Source organism: Endozoicomonas sp., from assembly GCF_965196975.1.
GTDB lineage: Bacteria > Pseudomonadota > Gammaproteobacteria > Pseudomonadales > Endozoicomonadaceae > Endozoicomonas.
In genome coordinates this window covers 5,895,001-5,912,002 of the sequence record NZ_OZ239981.1, presented here as the reverse complement: position 1 = coordinate 5,912,002, position 17,002 = coordinate 5,895,001, and the positions used below count along the sequence as shown (strand labels likewise).

Sequence of the window (17,002 nt, the reverse complement as noted above, 5' to 3'; positions counted from 1 at the left end):
CGACATTGGTATTAATTACTCACCTGCCAGTTTCATACTGCTGATCAGAATTGAACCGGTTTGGATATTCCCACGCCTATCCACATCATTGCCCACGGCAACAATGTTCCGGTAAATATCCTTCAGGTTACCTGCAATGGTTACTTCTGAAACTGGGAACTGAATTTCACCATTCTCTACCCAGAAACCGCCAGCGCCACGGGAGTAATCACCGGTTACTGTATTGACGCCCTGCCCCATCAGCTCGGTGACCAGAAGCCCGGTTCCCATCTGTTTCAGCAGCGCATCTAGGTCACCTGCATTGCTTTCAACAAACAGGTTATTCACGCCACCTGCATTGGCAGTGCTGTCCATTCCCAGTTTCCGGGCTGAGTAGGTGCTCAAAATATAATGTTGCAGAACGCCGTCAGTAATGAAGTCCTTGGCATAAGTCGCCAGGCCATCATTATCAAAACTGGCGGAGCCCAGCATGCTTTTCAGTAATGGCTGCTCATGAATACGCATCCATTCGGGGAACACCTGTTTGCCGAGGTGATCCAGCAGGAAGGAAGCCTGACGATACAGACTACCGCCACTGATCGCCCCCAGAAAATGAGAGATAAGGCCTGACGCCACCTCCGGTGCAAACAGCACGGGTACTTCAGCAGTGCCGACTTTTCGGGCTCCCAGTCTGCGAACCGTGCGCTCTGCGGCTTTTTTGCCCACCGCGATCGCCTTCTCCAATTCGTTGGCATTTCGGTTTACTGTGTACCAGTAGTCCCGCTGCATCTCGTCACCCTGCATACCAATCAACACGGCGCTCAGACTGTGACGACTGGAAACATAGCTCCCAATAAATCCATTGCTGTTGCCATAGACACGACAACCCTGATGGCTGGACACACTGGCACCATCAGAATTCACAATTTTATTACTGAAAGAGCGGCCGGCATCTTCACATTGCATGGCCAGCTCAATCGCCTGCTGGGCATCAATTCCCCATGGATGGCACAGATCAAGATCAGGCAGCAAATCACCGTCGGCCATTAACGCTTTATCGGCAAGCCCCGCATAAGGGTCTTCGGAAGCGTAACGGGCAATATCACAGGCAGCTTTTACCGTGTCACGGATCGCCTCTGGGCTGCTGTCAGAGGTACTGGCAGAGCCTTTTCGTTTGCCAAGATAAACAGTGATACCCAACCCCTGGTCTCGGTTAAACTCAACCGTTTCAACGTCCCCCATACGAACGCTGGCCGACAGGCCTGCATCCATACTGATGCCAACCTCACAGGCATCCGCACCCTGTCTGGTGGCTTCAGCCAGAATATCGCTGGCCAGTGTTTTCAGCCTGGTCTCTTCACTTCGTGGATCCAGTACTGCATTGGAAGATTCGCCCATGATTCCACCTGATCTGTTTTGTTTATCTCTATTGTGCCGCTGTGAAGTTAAGAATGCATCAGTTAGATACTCAATTAAATGCACTCTAATTTGAAGGGGAAAAACATCCCAATTGAGAAGCATTCTGAAGTAAAATAGTAAGAATTGTATCTATTTTTCCATCCATGGAACTGCTTTCTCATACACAACGTTATGTAATCTGCAGATTCCCATCAATGGCAATTCTCTATGAGTAAAAAGAGCCGTCGCATCCAGGAAGCCTGGGACGATGAAGAAACAGAAGAAATCATCTATGTCAGCAAATCTGAACTGAAGCGGGACATGGAGGAACTGAAGAGCATTGGTGCCCGGCTGATGGAACTTAAACCGGCATTGCTTGATAAGTTGCCTCTGAATGATCGCCTTCGTGAAGCATTGGATGAAAGCAAGCGCATCAAAAGCAACAATGCAAGAAAGCGCCATCTGGGTTTTATTGGCAAGCTGATGGCAGATCAGGACATTGAGCCCATCATGGAGCTTCTGAACCAGCTGGACTCCTCCAGTGACGAGTACAATCGTCGATTTCACCAGTTGGAGCGGTGGCGCGACCAGCTTGTCCATGATGATGACAGTCATAAGGCATTGACTGAATATCTGGAACATTACCCGGAAGCTGACCACCAGCATATCCGTCAACTGGTTCGCAATGCCCAGAAAGAAGCGTCTCAGGACAAGCCCCCTGCAGCGGCAAGAAAGCTGTTCAAATACCTGAGGGAAGTGGACGAACTTTAGGCAGAACCATGAGCAGGCTGAAACTAGCCTGTTCTCCCCTACTCCCTCTCCTGAATTTGCAGCCCAACAATATTTCCCTGCATCACAATATGCTTTTGCAAATTGTGAGCAATGCCTCTTGCCCAGCCTTTTGCCTTTTCAGCATTACTACCCTCAAAGCAGTCATCCAGTGTCTGATCAAACAGTTTCAGCCATCGCGCCATCTGCTCAGGATGAAAATCGACCTTCTGAAACACCTCAAGATGAGGCTGCAGCGCATTTCTCCGATAACCGCGGGACTTCAACAGTAATGATTCCCAGAATGTAATCATGATTGGCAGATGGTGTTCCCAATCAACCTGAGCAATATCGTTAAAAATAGGCCCTAGCACTTCATCCTTATGGACTCTGCCATAGAAGGTCTCCACCAGCAGCCTGATATCGTCTGAAGTAGTGATATCCTTCATAAGCACCTCTTGATTTCTCTATATCGCACCATCAGTACGCCTTGTAGCCAAGCCTGAAACAACAGCCACTCTGACATTATTTTCATACTCAAACTATAACATGCATTTTAAATACTACAATTAAATCGAAATAATAGCTGTAACAGCGCAGAGGTCAGGTATGTCGCAGGTTGATCGAAGAGCTTGGCAAGTACTGGGGATCGTCTTTATTGTCTCATTTGCAATTCTGTTATGGCAGGGCCAGGCGATCTACCGTCATGCTCCCCCTATTCCGGATAAAGTGGTCAGCAGCAATGGTAATACCCTATTTACCAAAGAAGATATTTTGCAGGGACAGCTGGTCTGGCGTTCCATTGGAGGCCATGAAACCGGTTCTATCTGGGGGCATGGAAGTTATGTCGCCCCTGACTGGAATGCAGACTGGCTACACCGTGAAGCATCACAGTTGCTGGATGTTTTCGCCTTCAAGGATTTTAACCAGACTTATCAGTCGCTGCCTGAGCATCTTCAAGCCTCTGTAAAAGCAAGAACCCGGGAGTCCATCATAACCAATACACTGAACCCGGAAAACGGGGTGGTCACATTATCCGCTGAACGTACTGAAACCACCGAAGCTCTGTCTCACTATTACCAACAGCTCTTTGGAAACAACCCCGAGTTTCAGACACTCAGGGAACAGTATGCCATTCGTGAAAACCCCATAGAAAATGCCAGTTACAGAAGACAACTGACAGCGTTTCTATTCTGGACAACCTGGGCCACATCCACCAATCGACCCGGCAGTGACATCACCTATACCAGCAACTGGCCTCATGAACCCCTGATTGATAACACTCCAGCTGGAGCCCTGCTTGGCTGGTCCATTTTCAGTATTGTATTGCTGATAGCCGGTATTGGCGCCATGGCGTGGCATCATGCCGCTACGGTCAGAAACGAAAGCTTACCAGCCCCCCCTGCCAGTGACCCTCTGGCTCAGTCCACGGTGACACCTTCAATGATGGCTACACGGAAGTTTTTCGGTACCGCCATTGCCCTGTTTGTACTTCAGATCATCCTTGGTGGAGTCACCGCCCATTATGCCGTAGAAGGTCAGGAGTTTTACGGCATCAATCTCAGTGAGATTCTTCCTTACGCCATTACCCGAACCTAGCACACCCAGCTGGGACTTTTCTGGATTGCAACAACGTGGCTGGGTACCGGGCTCTATTTTGCGCCTTTACTGTCAGGCGCTGAAGCACGGTTTCAAAAGTTTGGGGTTAATCTGCTGTATGGTGCACTGCTTCTCGTGGTCACTGGCTCCATGGCCGGAGAGTGGCTGGGGGTACAGCAATACTTCAATCTGGATATGAATTTCTGGTTTGGCCATCAAGGGTATGAATACGTTGACCTTGGCCGGTTCTGGCAGATAGCGCTGTTTACCGGGCTTCTACTGTGGCTGGCACTGGTTACCCGGGCAATAATCCCTGCGCTTCATCGCAACGCCGGTGACAAACAGGTACTCTGGGTATTTTTTCTCTCATCCATTGCCATTGGCCTGTTTTATGGAGCCGGTCTGTTTATGGGAAAACACACCCATCTGGCTCTGGCAGAGTATTGGCGCTGGTGGGTAGTTCACCTCTGGGTGGAGGCCTTTTTTGAAGTCTTTGCCACTGCCGTTATTGCCATTCTTTTTGTCCGGCTTGGGTTAATACGAACACAATCAGCCAACAGCGCTGTTGTTTTTGCCACTACCATATTTCTGGTGGGCGGTATTATTGGCACTCTTCATCACCTCTATTTCGCGGGTGTGCCTACCTCTGTCATTGCCTGGGGTGCCAGCTTCTCAGCTTTGGAAGTCGTTCCTTTGTGTCTGATTGGACTGGAGGCTTATGAAAACTACCGGCTCCGAAAAGCCGCTACGTGGGTAAAAGCCTACCAATGGCCCATTCTTTTCTTTGTTGCCACCGCTTTCTGGAACCTGGTCGGTGCCGGTGTATTCGGTTTCCTGATCAACCCCCCCATTTCGCTTTATTACATCCAGGGCTTGAACACCACACCACTTCACGGCCATACCGCACTGTTTGGTGTCTATGGCATGCTCGGCATTGGTCTTCTATTAACCTGTATGAAAAGACTTGCCAACCCTGCCTGCTGGGATGATCGACTATTAAAATGGGCATTCTGCAGCCTTAATGGCGGGTTGGCGGCAATGGCATTAACCACCCTCTTGCCCATTGGGGTTTTACAGGGTATCGCCAGTGCAAGTGAAGGTTACTGGTATGCACGCTCACCAGAGTTTATTCATCAACCCATTATCCATACGCTTGTCTGGTTAAGGATGGTGGGAGATATCATTTTTGGTATGGGAGCACTGGCTCTGGCCGGGTTTATGGCCAAACTCGCCCTTGGACAGAGAAAGTTCAATGCTAACAATATGGCAATGGATGAGTAACTCGATGAAGAGCAATTCTACACAGATGGCAATGCTGTTACTGCTGATATGGGCAGGCATGATACTGGGTATCTCTTTTCTGGCTACCCCGGTGAAATTTACAGCGCCCAGTCTGACCCTGTCTGCCGGTGTTGATGTTGGACGTCATGTCTTTGCCATTTTTGACAACGTTCAATGGCTCATTATTGCGCTGCTGGTCCTGGTGTCGCTCAGATATTCATCCAGCGGTATGATTCGGTGGCTACCACTCATCGTCTTTATGCAGATCATTCAGTCTGCGTGGCTGCTTCCCATACTGAATCAGCAGGCACTTGACATTATTGCCGGACAAAAACCGCAAGTGGGTCATTTTCACGCCATTTATGGCGTCATTGAATTGTGCAAGCTGTTAACAGTACTAGCGCTTGCCTGGTTTCTGCTATCTCTTGAGGAGGGTAACTCGTGAACACATTACCTGAGCACGTATCCGCTTATAAAAAAACCAAACTCTTCACTTCAGAGTGCTGCCCTGCAGCATTTCTCAAAGAACACTCGACAGCAGAAGGGGTTTGGGGCGTTTTGCATATTACCAAAGGTGGCCTGGTATTTTGTGATGATGTAACCGGTGAAGACACACCACTTACCGAAGGGAAGCAGACTGTGATTGCTCCAGCCATGCGACATCATTTGAAACTGGAAGGCTATGCCGAATTCTTTGTTGAGTTTTATCGGTAAAAGTTGTCTCAAAGCCTTCAGTTATCCTGCAACGGGAAATCCGAGAAAATACCATCAACACCTTGAGCAATAAGTTGTCTGGCAACCGCCTGAGAGTTAACCGTGTAGCAGTAAAGCTCATGGCCTTCGGACTTCACTTGTGAAACCAGTCTCTTTGATATTCGCTTAGCGTTCAGATGAATCGACACTGCATTGACACGCAATGCTTTCTTGCGCCAGTTCACTGGTAGCCGTTCAAACAAACAGCCAACCTGAATATCGGAACGATCTGAAAAACTGACCAGTGCCTGATAATTAAAGCTGGAAACCAGAAGCCGGTCTTTTGGAAATTCAACCTCACTAATGATCTTTAAAACAGTGTCTACTAACCTGGATTCTGAACAACCATTGGTTTTCAACTCAAGGTTCAGACCGAGCCCTAGCGCTTTAATCAGTTTAAGCGCCTCTCGAAGTTGAGGAATCTTCTCACCTGAAAATTGATCAGAGAACCAGCTGCCCGCATCGACGGTTTCCAGTTCGGAGCAGTTGAGCGAAAACAGTCGTCCTTTTTTATTGGTTGTACGGTTCAGTCGACGGTCATGAAAAAGTACAGGTGTACCATCAACAAGCAGAGTAACGTCCACCTCTACCCATTTCATCCCTTGCTCAGCAGCCAATCTAATACCTACCAGCGTATTTTCCGGAGCCTCTCCCGCCAGACCACGATGCCCGATTATTCTGCTCATGCGCATGAATTATCTCACCTTACAAATGAACCAGAACCTAACCAAATGCAGGAACAGGGCTATTCTTATCCGAGACCCTGTTGTAAGGACATTAACACAGATGCGGCCAGTTTTACTCAGCATTGATGTCGGCACCCACAGTTTGCGCAGCGCTTTTGTTTCATTGGAAGGGCATATCCTTGCCTGTGATGAAGAACCGCTTCTGATCTGGAAAACGGCGAGTACCATGGAGTTCTGTTCAGATAATATCTGGGAAGCCCTGGTAACCAGCGTAAATCGATTAACCGCTGAACACCCACTGAATCAAGAGGATATTAAAGGGATAGGTATTGATACAACCTACTCTCTGGTTCTGCTGGATGAACAGATGCAACCTGTCCACCTGCCCGGGAGCCATCGCGCTAATACTTTTGGCTGGATGGACAGTCGGGCCAGCCAACAGGCAGCCATTATTGCCAGCGAGTACCCGGGACTATTTGCTCATGCTGGCTCAAGAATCAGCGCCAAGAGTAACTCAAGTAAATTACTCTGGCTCTTCCAAAGTGCCCCGGAAACCTGGCAAGCCGCAACCTGCATTCTCGATCTCTATGATTACGTCACCTGGAAACTAACGGGTTGTGTGACCAGAACGCCCACGTCAACCAGTCATATCTTTACCAGAGATGCGGCAGCCAAACTGAATATTGATATTGAGGAGCGATTTAATGGTGAATCACTTGAGATTGGGGCTGCGGTTGGGGGGGGGCTGTGCAAAAGTGCGGCTGACCAGCTAAATCTCAAACAGGGAACCCCTGTTGCCACAGGCATTATTGATGCTTACGGAGGAACCCTCGCCACCATACTTGCCGATAATCATCAGAAAAGCCTGCAACCACTGGATTGTATTACCAGAAGAGTCAGTTTTATCGGTGGAACCTCATCCAACTACGTCACCTTCAGCAAGGATACGTTAACCTGCAATGGTGCAGATGGCCCCTACCCTTCAGTCCTGGAAGGCTACTCGTTGATATATGCCAGACAAACCGCGGCTGGAGCCTTCATTGATCACATCATCACATCACACCCGGCTTACAGCTCGATCTATGATATTGCTGTCAGCCTGGGTATTGGGGTTCATGAGTACCTTAACCAGATTCTCTATGAGCTGGCTGGTAACAATAGATCGGAATACGCTAAAGATGTAAGCAAACTGACAGCGAACCTTCATATGCTCCCTTACTTTGACTCACCTGAAGTTGATCAACCACAGCGGGGCATGATTACCGGCCTCTCTCTGGATAAAAGTCATCAGTCGCTTTCTGTCTTATACCTCGCCAGTATTCAGGCCCTGGCTCTGGATGCTCGCTATCAGTTAGAGAAGTTAAAGAAATCCGGGTATGACTTTGAACTCTTAATACCCACCGGGGGATTGGCAAAAAACCAACTACTGCTGACTGAACATATCAATATACTCAATATGCCAGCAGCCATTCCAGAAGAGAGAGAAAGTATGCTGCTTTCCGGAGCCATCACTGGGTCCGTGGCCGCGGGTATATACAGCAGTATTGAGGGTGCCATGAGAGCCATGAGTCGCTACCACGACATAATAAAACCTAACCAGCAATTGTTTGATTTTTACGAAGCAAAATACGACACATTTATGAAAATGCAGAAGTGTCAACAATCGTGGGAGTGAAATTTTAATGATTTGAAAAAAAGGAAGGGAAGATGGGGTGGGCGAAGGGGCTCGAACCCTCGACCGCCGGAATCACAATCCGGAGCTCTGCCAACTGAGCTACGCCCACCATCTAGATCTGAATCAGGAAGAAGAACTTCATCCCTCACCAGACGCGGCTGATTATAAGGAAAGCTGTTCAGCTTGCAAGCATGAACCGATGTTTTTTTCTGCGATTTACCACTATATTTCAATGCGCGTCTGCTAACCTGAGTACCTTTCCCCATCACTAATCACCTCTAAAGCTGTTAAGCATGAGGCATACCATGCTCACTCCCTGTATAGCTCGAATTCATCAATCTGCATTCAGCACAATCACCCTGCTCACCTGTCTGCTAATAACACTGTTACCCCCGCTACAAGCCTACAGTTCTTATAATTCAAGCACTGTTGTTAATACGACGGTTTGTTATGACAACCAGTGTCCGCTGGATACCGACTTCTATTTTGAATTTGAAAACATGCACCTGATTAAGGGACTGTTTACCGGGCAAAACTATGATCAGATCCCTGAGGTATCAACACTGAATGGTTGCCGTAATGATGCGTGGAACTTTTTTAACTGGGCTGCAGTCAGCAAGGGCATTCCAGCCACATCCCTGAAGGTGAGAACCGACCGACTTGGCCCTCTCAGCAAATCCATCGTCCTCGCAGAAATTGAACGTCTGGCAGAGCAAACCCATAATGAAGCCGGACCTCATCGAATTATGATCAGCTTCAGTGGGCATGGAACCCGTAGAGCTGATGCCAGCGGTGATGAGTTAGATCATATGGATGAACTTATGGTTTGCGGTCGTGATATCGTTTCAGATGATGAACTTCACCATGCTTTCAAACGCTTCCATAAAAGCACCAGACTTTTGGTATTTGTTGACACCTGCCACTCTGGCACTATGTTTGACCTGCCCTATCGGTATGTATATAACACGCTGCATCCAGATATTGTCGAAGAGATTAATATGGGAAGGGACAGGGATATTCCTGCCTATATGATCGTGATATCCGCCAGCCGCGACAGAGAAACTGCAGCTGATGCTTTTTTGCCAAGCCCAGACACTATCTCCTGGAGCAGTCAGGGTGACTTTAGCAACCGGATGATCAAGACATTGAAAGAGGTGTATTACCATAACCTCTATGTAAGAAATATTCCGGCCCTGCTTCGTGACCAGAAACTGCATGCCGAGATCAAATATAACCTGAATCAGCATGCAGTGCTTTCAACCAATTTTCGCCTGGACAAAGACCTGAAATTATTTGGCTGGTAGAAGCCCCTCAGCAGAGGCTTCTTCTGGTTCACCTGGCTCACTGACTTTGGAAGACTTGCCGGTAAATATCTGGTTAAAGGCCACTGCCATCATAATGGTGGCAAGGGCTGCCCAGGTATGAACTGACAGGGCTTCACCATTGATGGTCGCTCCCAGTAAAACACCAATCATGGGTACCAGATAGTTATTCAGTGAGGCAAATACCGGCCCTGCATCACGAATCAGCATCATATACAGGAAGTACACGAGGCCAGCACACAGAGTGCCCAGGTATGTCACTGCCATCAGGCTGGACGCTGTTGGTGTAATTTCTGTTACCGGAGCCACAATCATTGCAAAGAGAATGATTTGGACTGAAGCGCTGCCAAGAACATTTCTGGCAATGATCAGTGGATGCTCATTCTCCACCCCCTTCAGTAATAAAAGGGCAACGGCAAAGCAGGCGGAAGCAACGATAATAGCGCCCGCAGCCATCAGGTTAGTGCTGCTACCTGACATCAGCTCCGGGTAAAACAGCATCACCAGACCTGAGAAGCCTAATATTACGCTGCCAATACCTGCAAAGGTGATACGTGCGCCTTTGATAACCAGAGGAGCCAGAATCACCGTAAAGAAAGGGATGGTTCCCATCAAAATGGCAGCAATTGCTGTATCAAGGAATTGCTGCCCCCAGGCTACCAAAATAAAAGGTATCGTCGCTTCCAGCAACCCAATCAGGCTGAACTTAAACCACTGACCACCGTTACTTTTAATCCTCATCACCTGGCAGATGATCACCAGAGTCAGAAAACCAATCAGTGAACGGCCAGCTCCCACCCACACAGGAGAAATATCAGCAACTGCCATTTGCTGAAAAATGAACTGGGATCCCCAGATAACCCCAATACCGAAGAGAAAGAGATAATTTCTTAACATGTAAATATCTCGCACAAATGCCTGAAGCCAAAATTGCGCGAATTTTATGCAACAGAGATCTATTGATACAATGAAACCTCATCATCCAGCCATGTATCGTATCGATACTTCACATTAAATGAGATAACTGCAGTAAGTTTGTCCATACCATGAGCGACCTGAACCGTATTGATCTGAATTTATTGCGAGTTTTCGACCTGTTGATGCTAGAAGGTAGCGTCAGCCGGGTTGCGCAGAAACTGCACCTCTCACAGTCGACAATAAGTCATGCACTTTCCCGACTTAGACGACAGTTTAATGATGATCTTTTCATACCGGTATATGGTGGCATGGCTCCAACCGAGCAAGCCAAACTGATCTCGCCACTGGTTCGACAGGCAATGCTCCTGCTGGAACAGAGTATTAACAGCACTCCGATTTTCGAACCTGCCCAGAGCAAAGCCAAATTTCGCCTTGCCGGTGGAGACTATGTCGAGCTCGTCTTATTGCCAGTTCTCATGGAACAAATAGCTCAGCTGGCCCCTGATATAAAGATTGAGATAGAAGGACTTAAAGCAACGGATTACTCAAGAGAGCTGGAATCTGGAGCGATTGATCTCGTGATTGGTTTTGAAGCACTCGGGCGACTGGCCAAATCATTAAAAACCGCCAGTATTATTACCGAGCAGTTAGTGGTGATTGCGCCTAACCCAATAGATAGTACTCAGGGAGTAATCACTGTTGACTCAATGCGATCCTTAAAATTTATCTATCCATCCAATTGGGGGCATTCGCAGGCACTTATGGATGAGTGGTGTCAGCAGCACGGAGTTGAACGACATATTGCCATTAAAACATCCGGCTTTGTCGCTGTTCCTGTACTTATGGAAAAGCTTGGGCTGGTAACCGCCTTGCCTTCTGCCATTGCCCGATATTATGAACAGCAGTTTGGCTTTATTTACTACCCGATCGCCAGCAGTGAACTGACTTATCGCCACCTGTTGGCCTGGCATCCACTGAGAGATAAAGACCCCAGCCTGTTATGGTTAAGGCAGCAGATCATTAAAGCAGCTGAGACTATTGAGTCTCATGATGCAGCCCTACCGAGAAGGTCATAAGATCTGTTGACGTTTACTCCTGCCAATAGAGCACTTTCTTTTCAAGAGCAGTCCATAGACCAAACAGCATTAAACCAAACAACGATAGAACCAGGACACCTGCCAGCATTTGATCCATCAATGCCATTGCCCCTGCCCCGAGAATAAAGGCACCAATACCATAATTGGCACCAATCATTTCCGCAGAAACCAGTAATATCAATGCAATGGCCGTTGTCAATCGGCAAGCAAGAAACAGAGAGGGCACAGTGCTGGGTATCACTATTTTGTATAATTGTTGTACTCTTGTAAGCCCAAACACCGTTCCCATCTCAATCAGTTTGGGCGATACAGATCGTACCCCTTGGAGTATACAAAACGCCGCAGGAAAAAATACACCAGAAGCAATGGTAGCTATACGTGCACCTTCTCCAACCCCCAGCAAAATAATAAATACAGGTAACAGCGCAATTTTGGGTATGGGAAACAGTAGTGCAATCCATGGCACCCCCAATCGATAGGCGTACTCAAAAAAGCCCAGAAATATTCCTGTGATTACTCCACAAAAAATACCAATAAACCAGCCAGAAAAGAAAATAATAAGTGAACAGCAAACATGTCGGGAAAAGTCTGCAGAAACCAAAAGCTCAACAAGCGCTTTTATAACAGCACATGGGCCAGGTAAGAGGTTGCCGCTTGATATATAAATCGCCAGTTCCCATACCACACAGCCAGCCATGATACTTAATAATGAAAAAAGCGCATTTTTAACCATGAAAATCAAACTCTGAATCAACTACGTTGTGACATGCTTAAATGTCGAGTCAACATGACTCTTCAGGGTTTTCCACATCTCATCGCAAAGGGCCCTCTCTCCTGAGTGTTCTATATATGACTGAACATTGATGACTTTAAGGCAGGTTGATGGGCTAGAGCTCAAAAGCACAACCTGATCCGCCAGATCAATCACATCCTGAAATTGATGAGTGGCTATCAGAGTGGTCATCGATAGCTCATCTTTTAACTGTTTGAACTCTTCAACCAGTAGCTGGCGAGTTTGCCCGTCGACAGCAGAAAATGGCTCATCCATCAACAGCAACTCAGGCTTTGAAACCAGCGCCCTTGCCAGGCCTACTCTTTGCTGCATTCCACCGGATAGCTGAAAGGGATACATTGCGGAGCAAGAGCTCATATTGACTAGACAAAGGGCAGAATTAATAAGCCCATCTTTATCTGAACGACTACCTCCAGATCTGGCTAACCCTACTGCTATATTTTCATAAACATTGAACCATGGGAGAAGTCGGTAATCCTGGAAAACATAGCTGATAGCATCTCTATAAAAATCAGTCTTGATACCCCCTGAGGATGGTTTAATCAATCCTGAGATCAGTTTAAAAATCGTACTTTTCCCACAACCAGAAGGACCGACGATGGCCGTTACTCTATTATTCACAAAGTTCAGGCTCAGTTTTTTTATAATATCAGCATCAGAATAGCTGAAGGTAACATCACGAAATTCCAACACAACAACGACTAGCCTTTCTGAAGGGGCTTTATTAATTCATCATCGACTACGTTCATAAGATTAATCCCTTTTTTAACCATATTATTATCCTGATACCATTTTATCTGCTTTCTTATACTCTCTGTATCCAACTCACCATTTGCATCAATATACACAGGGTATCGTATCACTTCTTCTGCATTTAAAGCCGGCTTGATAAACTTGCCAATTGTAATAGCACTCTTAACTTTCTCATTTTCAAAATCACTAGAACCATCGTGATTCTCATCAATAAAATACTTTCGATAAAGCTTTGCAGAGTCCAATGATGCAGCCAGAAACTTTTTCACAATTACTCTTTGGCTTTTCAATATTCTACTGGAAGCAAATATACCAGCTATCTGCCAAGGAGTTTCATCGCCAACATAACCAATGATATGCCCCTGACCTGAGCCTTCTAATTGATGAGCAATATATTCCGGTAGAACAACACTGTCGATTCTGCCACTGGCAAGAGCCGATTTCATAGCAACAATTGAACCAAGGGGTACCAGCCTTTTCTCTTTTAATAAGCCCAGATTATATTTCTCAGAAAGCATAGCCATCATGTAATGGGGAGTCGAGCCAACATCCGTAACTCCAAAACTGACGTTTTTCAACTCTGAGGGATGGCGAACACCACTATGCCAAAGCTTATTGGAAATCAAATATGCGTTAGCAGGCCAGCCTTCTCTCTCACGAATACTCCCAGCAATGACCTTCAATTTATTCTGCCCGGCAAGATTGTATAGCCCGGCAGTTATACCTGCCACACCAATATCCACCTGACCGGAGGCTACAGCAATCGCAACTTGCTGAGCTGTTTCAAAAGTGATCACCTCAAGGCTTATCCCATGTCCCTGAAAAATACCATGATCATGACCAAGATGGAGGACAGAAGCTGACCCTAAATTAAGAACACCTAAACGCACAACCGGTTCTTCTGTAGCCGCTGTCATTGGCAAGAATCTAATGACTAAATTGGTCGTTGCCAATAGCATCAGCGGAAACAGAATCAGAGCAATAAAACTAACAGAGTTTACCGTCCTAAAGAACATCATTCATAGTGACTGCGTAATAGGTTAAGAAATAGGGCTAATTGATTTCCAAGTAACTTTCTTTAAGCACTTTAATCCCAATCAGAAATAATTATAAGGTTTGAATACAGACAACTATGATAGTTTAACCGATAAGTTCAGGCTATTTATCCACCAATATATTCAAACAAGATCTATTAATTTTTTTATGAATCCCATAAAAATATTTCCGATTTCCCATCCGTTTTTCTCCTGAAAGAAAAAACTTCATTTAGATCCACAACATACCCTGCACGCACTCATCCAGGATAACTAAAATGCGCTGCCTCTACCCCCTTCCTGTAATTTTGTTGCCAACTTTGAGATCAAGAATTCCAATTGAGTAATATTTGTTAACCTGGCTATGGATATCTTCAAAATGTTTGCCGTGATCTCATTTCCCTTCCTGTAATTTTTTACCACACAGCAAAAACCCCGACAAATTGCTCTGTCGGGGTTCTCTAATTGGTGCCTGGCGATGACCTACTCTCACATGGGGATGCCCCACACTACCATCGGCGATCGGTCATTTCACTGCTGAGTTCGGGATGGGATCAGGTGGTTCTAACCTTCTATGGTCGCCAGGCTTAACTGGTTTGAGTCAATGGTTTGCTAACCACTCACTCTGGAATCCGGTAATTAAGCTGTTTCTTGCTAAACACTCTTGCGTATGGCTCTGCATATCTGCAGATCGCTTTGGCGTTATATGGTCAAGCCGCACGAGTCATTAGTATTGGTTAGCTCAACGCCTCACAGCGCTTACACACCCAACCTATCAACGTCATAGTCTTTAACGGCTCTTCAGGGGTATCTAGTACCCAGGGAAGTCTCATCTTGAAGGGGGCTTCCCGCTTAGATGCTTTCAGCGGTTATCCCGTCCGAACATAGCTACCGGGCAATGCGTCTGGCGACACAACCCGAACACCAGTGGTCCGTCTACTCCGGTCCTCTCGTACTAGGAGCAGCTCTTCTCAAACTTCCAACGTCCACGGCAGATAGGGACCGAACTGTCTCACGACGTTCTAAACCCAGCTCGCGTACCACTTTAAATGGCGAACAGCCATACCCTTGGGACCGGCTTCAGCCCCAGGATGTGATGAGCCGACATCGAGGTGCCAAACACCGCCGTCGATGTGAACTCTTGGGCGGTATCAGCCTGTTATCCCCGGAGTACCTTTTATCCGTTGAGCGATGGCCCTTCCATTCAGAACCACCGGATCACTATGACCTACTTTCGTACCTGCTCGAGATGTACCTCTCGCAGTCAAGCTGGCTTGTGCCATTACACTAACCGTACGATGTCCGACCGTACTTAGCCAACCTTCGTGCTCCTCCGTTACTCTTTGGGAGGAGACCGCCCCAGTCAAACTACCCACCACACAATGTCCCCGATCCCGTTTCAGGACCTGGGTTAGAACCTCAATATTGCCAGGGTGGTATTTCAAGGATGGCTCCACGCAAACTGGCGTTCACGCTTCAAAGCCTCCCACCTATCCTACACAAGCAACATCAAGATCCACTGTGAAGCTGTAGTAAAGGTTCACGGGGTCTTTCCGTCTAGCCGCGGATACGCTGCATCTTAACAGCGATTTCAATTTCACTGAGTCTCGGGTGGAGACAGCGTGGCCATCGTTACGCCATTCGTGCAGGTCGGAACTTACCCGACAAGGAATTTCGCTACCTTAGGACCGTTATAGTTACGGCCGCCGTTTACCGGGGCTTCGATCAAGAGCTTCTCCGAAGATAACCCCATCAATTAACCTTCCGGCACCGGGCAGGCGTCACACCGTATACGTCCACTTTCGTGTTTGCACAGTGCTGTGTTTTTAATAAACAGTCGCAGCCACCTGGTATCTTCGACCAGCCTCAGCTTACGGAGCAAGTCCGATCACCAAAGCCGGCGCACCTTCTCCCGAAGTTACGGTGCCATTTTGCCTAGTTCCTTCACCCGAGTTCTCTCAAGCGCCTTGGTATTCTCTACCTGACCACCTGTGTCGGTTTGGGGTACGGTCCCTTCTGACCTGAAGCTTAGAAGTTTTTCCTGGAAGCATGGCATCAATCACTTCGGCTCCGTAGAGCCTCGTCATCAATTCTCGGCCTTGAGGATCCGGATTTGCCTGGATCCCCAGCCTACGATCTTAAACGCAGACAACCAACGCTGCGCTGACCTAGCCTTCTCCGTCACTCCATCGCAGTCAAAAGGGGTACAGGAATATTGACCTGTTTCCCATCGATTACGTCTTTCGACCTCACCTTAGGGGCCGACTCACCCTGCGCCGATTAACGTTGCGCAGGAACCCTTGGTCTTCCGGCGGGGGAGCTTCTCACTCCCCTTGTCGTTACTCATGTCAGCATTCGCACTTCTGATACCTCCAGCATACCTCCCGATACACCTTCAACGGCTTACAGAACGCTCCTCTACCGCACTTAACAAAGTTAAGTACCCGTAGCTTCGGTGAACAGTTTGAGCCCCGTTAAATCTTCCGCGCGAGCCGACTCGACCAGTGAGCTATTACGCTTTCTTTAAAGGGTGGCTGCTTCTAAGCCAACCTCCTGGCTGTCTGGGCCTTCTCACATCGTTTCCCACTTAACTGTTACTTTGGGACCTTAGCTGACGGTCTGGGTTGTTTCCCTTTCCACGACGGACGTTAGCACCCGCCGTGTGTCTCCCGTGATTGAACTCATCGGTATTCGGAGTTTGCATGGGGTTGGTAAGTCGGGATGACCCCCTAGCCCAAACAGTGCTCTACCCCCGATGGTTAGACACGAGGCGCTACCTAAATAGCTTTCGAGGAGAACCAGCTATCTCCGGGCTTGATTAGCCTTTCACTCCTATCCACAGGTCATCCGCTAGCTTTTCAACGATAGTCGGTTCGGTCCTCCAATTGATGTTACTCAATCTTCAACCTGCCCATGGATAGATCGCCCGGTTTCGGGTCTACTCCC

The 17,002-nt window shown here is 47.5% G+C and carries 15 protein-coding genes, 1 tRNA gene and 2 rRNA genes (1 of these 18 cut by a window edge); 8 read left to right on the top strand and 10 right to left on the bottom strand.

All coding sequences use genetic code 11. The annotated features are described in order from the left end of the window. Window positions 1-15: 15 nt before the first annotated feature. On the bottom strand, window positions 16-1,377 hold the full coding sequence (gene pmbA, locus ACOCLE_RS26120; protein WP_419534898.1) for a metalloprotease PmbA: 1,362 nt from the start codon (window positions 1,375-1,377) through the stop codon (window positions 16-18). Window positions 1,378-1,605: 228 nt separating this feature from the next. Between pmbA and yjgA the strand changes: the two genes are divergently transcribed. Then, complete coding sequence (gene yjgA / locus ACOCLE_RS26115) at window positions 1,606-2,148, top strand: ribosome biogenesis factor YjgA (RefSeq protein ID WP_419534897.1); 543 nt, start codon at window positions 1,606-1,608, stop codon at window positions 2,146-2,148. A 38-nt stretch (window positions 2,149-2,186) separates the two neighbouring features. Here yjgA and ACOCLE_RS26110 read toward each other — a convergent pair whose 3' ends face one another. Further along, window positions 2,187-2,594: a group III truncated hemoglobin gene (locus tag ACOCLE_RS26110; RefSeq protein WP_419534896.1), complete on the bottom strand. Its 408-nt coding sequence runs from the start codon at window positions 2,592-2,594 to the stop codon at window positions 2,187-2,189. Window positions 2,595-2,754: 160 nt separating this feature from the next. Between ACOCLE_RS26110 and ACOCLE_RS26105 the strand changes: the two genes are divergently transcribed. Genes ACOCLE_RS26105 through ACOCLE_RS26090 form a run of 4 tightly spaced genes read left to right on the top strand, consistent with a single transcriptional unit; the run spans window position 2,755 to window position 5,739 of the window. After that, window positions 2,755-3,744 (top strand): hypothetical protein, encoded by a 990-nt coding sequence (locus tag ACOCLE_RS26105; protein ID WP_419534895.1) that lies wholly within the window; start codon window positions 2,755-2,757, stop codon window positions 3,742-3,744. A gap of 9 nt (window positions 3,745-3,753) precedes the next feature. Then, window positions 3,754-5,025 (top strand): cbb3-type cytochrome c oxidase subunit I, encoded by a 1,272-nt coding sequence (locus ACOCLE_RS26100; protein ID WP_419537269.1) that lies wholly within the window; start codon window positions 3,754-3,756, stop codon window positions 5,023-5,025. Window positions 5,026-5,029: 4 nt separating this feature from the next. Next, window positions 5,030-5,470, top strand: a complete 441-nt coding sequence (locus ACOCLE_RS26095) for a hypothetical protein (RefSeq protein WP_419534894.1) — start codon at window positions 5,030-5,032, stop codon at window positions 5,468-5,470. Beyond that, window positions 5,467-5,739 carry a DUF1971 domain-containing protein gene (locus tag ACOCLE_RS26090; protein ID WP_419534893.1) on the top strand — a complete coding sequence of 91 codons (273 nt, stop codon included), beginning with the start codon at window positions 5,467-5,469 and terminating at the stop codon, window positions 5,737-5,739. Before ACOCLE_RS26095 ends, ACOCLE_RS26090 begins: the two co-directional genes overlap by 4 nt. Before the next feature lie 17 nt (window positions 5,740-5,756). Here ACOCLE_RS26090 and ACOCLE_RS26085 read toward each other — a convergent pair whose 3' ends face one another. Continuing rightward, a complete protein-coding gene (locus tag ACOCLE_RS26085; protein WP_419534892.1) occupies window positions 5,757-6,464 on the bottom strand; it encodes a glycerophosphodiester phosphodiesterase family protein in 708 nt (235 codons plus the stop codon). A gap of 100 nt (window positions 6,465-6,564) precedes the next feature. On the opposite strand from ACOCLE_RS26085, the gene ACOCLE_RS26080 reads away from it, so the two are divergent. Then, window positions 6,565-8,139: an FGGY-family carbohydrate kinase gene (locus ACOCLE_RS26080; protein ID WP_419534891.1), complete on the top strand. Its 1,575-nt coding sequence runs from the start codon at window positions 6,565-6,567 to the stop codon at window positions 8,137-8,139. Between the two features lie 33 nt (window positions 8,140-8,172). Here ACOCLE_RS26080 and ACOCLE_RS26075 read toward each other — a convergent pair. Beyond that, window positions 8,173-8,248, bottom strand: a tRNA-His gene (locus tag ACOCLE_RS26075). 391 nt (window positions 8,249-8,639) lie between these two features. Here ACOCLE_RS26075 and ACOCLE_RS26070 point away from each other — a divergent pair. Beyond that, window positions 8,640-9,443 carry a caspase family protein gene (locus tag ACOCLE_RS26070; RefSeq protein ID WP_419534890.1) on the top strand — a complete coding sequence of 268 codons (804 nt, stop codon included), beginning with the start codon at window positions 8,640-8,642 and terminating at the stop codon, window positions 9,441-9,443. Here the strand turns inward: ACOCLE_RS26070 and ACOCLE_RS26065 are convergent. Continuing rightward, a complete protein-coding gene (locus ACOCLE_RS26065; protein ID WP_419534889.1) occupies window positions 9,429-10,358 on the bottom strand; it encodes a DMT family transporter in 930 nt (309 codons plus the stop codon). The two genes, ACOCLE_RS26070 and ACOCLE_RS26065, sit on opposite strands and share 15 nt — an antisense overlap. A 149-nt stretch (window positions 10,359-10,507) precedes the next feature. Between ACOCLE_RS26065 and ACOCLE_RS26060 the strand changes: the two genes are divergently transcribed. Next, window positions 10,508-11,455, top strand: coding sequence for a LysR family transcriptional regulator (locus ACOCLE_RS26060; protein ID WP_419534888.1), 948 nt, complete (start codon window positions 10,508-10,510; stop codon window positions 11,453-11,455). Between the two features lie 13 nt (window positions 11,456-11,468). On the opposite strand, the gene ACOCLE_RS26055 is transcribed toward ACOCLE_RS26060, so the two are convergent. From ACOCLE_RS26055 to ACOCLE_RS26035, 5 genes are all read right to left on the bottom strand, one after another. Further along, on the bottom strand, window positions 11,469-12,209 hold the full coding sequence (locus ACOCLE_RS26055; protein ID WP_419534887.1) for an ABC transporter permease: 741 nt from the start codon (window positions 12,207-12,209) through the stop codon (window positions 11,469-11,471). Window positions 12,210-12,230: 21 nt separating this feature from the next. Next, a complete protein-coding gene (locus ACOCLE_RS26050) occupies window positions 12,231-12,962 on the bottom strand; it encodes an ABC transporter ATP-binding protein (protein ID WP_419534886.1) in 732 nt (243 codons plus the stop codon). A gap of 8 nt (window positions 12,963-12,970) precedes the next feature. Further along, window positions 12,971-13,939: an ABC transporter substrate-binding protein gene (locus ACOCLE_RS26045; RefSeq protein WP_419534885.1), complete on the bottom strand. Its 969-nt coding sequence runs from the start codon at window positions 13,937-13,939 to the stop codon at window positions 12,971-12,973. Window positions 13,940-14,526: 587 nt separating this feature from the next. Next, window positions 14,527-14,642: ribosomal RNA gene (rrf, locus tag ACOCLE_RS26040) — 5S ribosomal RNA — on the bottom strand. Window positions 14,643-14,762: 120 nt separating this feature from the next. Then, window positions 14,763-17,002 (bottom strand): 23S ribosomal RNA (locus ACOCLE_RS26035); it runs 651 nt beyond the window's last position.